Annotated in this window: 2 protein-coding genes and 1 pseudogene; all 3 read right to left on the bottom strand. The window is 45.7% G+C overall.

What is annotated here, in order from left to right:
* Positions 1-513 (bottom strand): annotated as a pseudogene (gatB, locus tag A3729_RS17560) (Asp-tRNA(Asn)/Glu-tRNA(Gln) amidotransferase GatCAB subunit B); the annotation flags it as partial.
* Positions 514-528: 15 nt separating this feature from the next.
* The gene (gatA, locus tag A3729_RS17555) at positions 529-1,986 is read right to left on the bottom strand and encodes an Asp-tRNA(Asn)/Glu-tRNA(Gln) amidotransferase subunit GatA (protein ID WP_068507573.1); all 1,458 of its coding nucleotides are present in this window, start codon (positions 1,984-1,986) and stop codon (positions 529-531) included.
* A gap of 81 nt (positions 1,987-2,067) precedes the next feature.
* Positions 2,068-2,355 carry an Asp-tRNA(Asn)/Glu-tRNA(Gln) amidotransferase subunit GatC gene (gatC, locus tag A3729_RS17550; RefSeq protein ID WP_068507575.1) on the bottom strand — a complete coding sequence of 96 codons (288 nt, stop codon included), beginning with the start codon at positions 2,353-2,355 and terminating at the stop codon, positions 2,068-2,070.
* Positions 2,356-2,669: the final 314 nt, after the last annotated feature.

Here is a 2,669-nt window from a genome sequence, read left to right as displayed (position 1 = left end):
TTTGGCAAAGGCGACTGCTTCTTCACTATTGCTGATATCAGGCTCTGACACGATTTCAATAAGCGGTGTTCCCGCGCGGTTCAGATCTATGCCTGACATGCCATGGTAATCTTCATGAAGCGATTTACCGGCATCTTCTTCAAGGTGAGCGTGATGGATACGAACAGACTTCTTGCTGCCGTCCTCTAGTTCAATTTCAACAACACCAGGGCCAACGATCGGCAGGTCTAGCTGCGTGGTCTGGTAACCCTTGGGCAAGTCTGGGTAAAAATAGTTTTTACGTTCGAAAACCGAGCGTTTACCGATTTCTGCGTCGATAGCCAAGCCGAACATAACGGCGTAACGAAAGGCTTGCTCATTTGGTACAGGCAAGGTGCCAGGCAAGGCTAGGTCAACTTCGTTTGCCTGAGTGTTTGGCTCTGCGCCATAGGCAGTAGAAGAGCCGGAAAATATTTTCGTTTTGGTGGCGAGCTGGACGTGAACTTCAAGCCCGATTACTGTTTCCCATTGCATAGTGTTTCTCCAGGCTTAAATGTTCTGTGGTGCTAAGGTGTGCCAATCGGTAACTTGTTGGAACTGATGCGCGACGTTAAGCATACGTTGTTCGTCGAAGTAGTTACCAATAAGTTGCATGCCAATAGGCAGACCATTTAATAAGCCTGCTGGAAGTGACATGCCAGGCAGCCCGGCGAGGTTGGTTGAAATAGTAAAGATATCTTCAAGATACATTTTTACAGGGTCATCACCTTTGGAATTAAAGCCAAATGCTTCCGACGGAGAGGTTGGGCCTAAGATCAAATCAACTTCTTCAAAGGCGCTGACGAAGTCATTCTTAATTAAACGGCGAACCTGCTGTGCTTTTCTGTAATAGGCATCGTAGTAGCCGGCGGATAGGGCGTAAGCACCTATTAGAATACGTCGTTTAACTTCATCGCCGAAGCCTTCAGAGCGGGTGCGCTGATACATGTCCATCAGATCTTTCGGGTCGTCACAACGGTGCCCAAAGCGAACGCCGTCAAAGCGTGACAAGTTTGCAGAACATTCTGCTGGCGCAATCACGTAGTAGGCCGGTACTGACAGGTCAGAATGTGGTAGCGACACTTCTTTAAACGTCGCTCCCAGCTTTTCCAGCTCCTTAATAGCGGTTTGCAATACATCCTGCAATTCAGCGCTTAAGTGCTCGTTGAAAAACTCTTTTGGTAGACCAATTCGGAGGCCTTCAAGTGAGTTATTCAAGTTCGCTGTGTAGTCTGGTACTTCGCGGTCTAGGCTGGTTGAGTCCTTGGCGTCATGTCCTGCAAGCACGTTCAGCATCATTGCCGCATCTTCTGCAGTGAGAGCCATCGGGCCAGCTTGGTCAAGACTTGATGCGAAGGCAATCATTCCGTAGCGTGAAACACGGCCGTAGGTTGGTTTTAATCCGGTTAAGCCGCAAAGAGAAGCAGGCTGGCGAATAGAGCCGCCGGTATCGGTTGCGGTTGCTATTGGCACAAGTCGAGCGGCAACGGCAGCTGCTGAACCGCCAGATGAACCACCGGGTACAAGTTGCTCTTCTTGGCTCCAAGGGTTGATAACTTTGCCAAAATAACTTGTCTCGTTAGATGAGCCCATCGCGAATTCATCCATGTTTGTTTTACCTAAACAAACTGCGCCCGCATTTTTAAAATTGCTGACGATGGTGGCGTCATAAGGCGGAATAAAGTTATCTAGCATTTTTGAGGCGCAGGTAGTTAACACGCCTTCGGTGCAGAAGATGTCCTTATGTGCAAAGGGAATACCTGTCCAGGGTGTTGCCTTGCCGCTTGCGATAATCTCATCGGCTGCTTTCGCCTGTGCAAGCGCTTGTTCTTCGGTAACGGTAATGAAACTATTATATTGGCCGTCAAGCTTCTTGATTCTGTCTAGAAAGTATTGGCTGAGCTCGAGGCTTGAAAACTCGCCGCTAGCAAGCCCTGTTGATAATTGTTTTACAGTTTTGTTTAGCATGTTTAGTTAGCTTTCGAATAGAGTGAATGTTGTGCTATCGATAATAATGTGATGTTGCTAATGGATAGGTGGACGTTCACCTTACTCAATAACCTTTGGCACAAGAAATAAACCGTCTTCAGTGTTGGGGGCGACAGTTTGGAGCTTTTCTCTTTTATCGCTTTCAGTGACAACATCTGGACGTAGAACCTGTACAGCATCCATTGGGTGAGCCATTGGTGGAATGTCTTCAGTATTGGCATTTTGTAGCTGATCAACCAATGACAGAATATTTGTTATATCGTTACTGATTTTCTCAACTTTATCGTCTTCGATATGAAGCCGAGCCAGGTGAGCAATTTTATTGATGTCTTCTGGATCGATGGACATGTTAATCCTCAAGCGTTGTCTTTTCTGGAGCATCAATTCGAAGCCACAGATTAGGTGTTAGGTAATTAAAAAATTGCCGCCATAATATCAGGAATAATTCCGGCCAGACAAATAAGAGGGGTTAATTAAATCGTATTGTTTAATATATGTTCAGAAATGGGGTAAATTAGCTTTAATTATCGTTCATTTTTCAATTCCGTCTTGCTCTATATAGGTACCGTTGTTAAAGTTGCTCGATTATTTTCTACGAATTGTTTAGGTTGATCTCACACCATGTTTAAAAAGATCCGAGGCTTATTTTCCAGCGATTTATC

The sequence above is a fragment of the Oleiphilus sp. HI0043 genome (assembly GCF_001634935.1).
This window is presented reverse-complemented; position numbering and strand designations above follow the sequence as displayed.

Excerpts from the sequence above, each read along its gene's own strand:
- gatA (WP_068507573.1), bottom strand. The coding sequence starts at position 1,986 with ATGCTAAACAAAACTGTAAAACAATTATCAACAGGGCTTGCTAGCGGC.
- gatC (WP_068507575.1), bottom strand. The coding sequence starts at position 2,355 with ATGTCCATCGATCCAGAAGACATCAATAAAATTGCTCACCTGGCTCGG.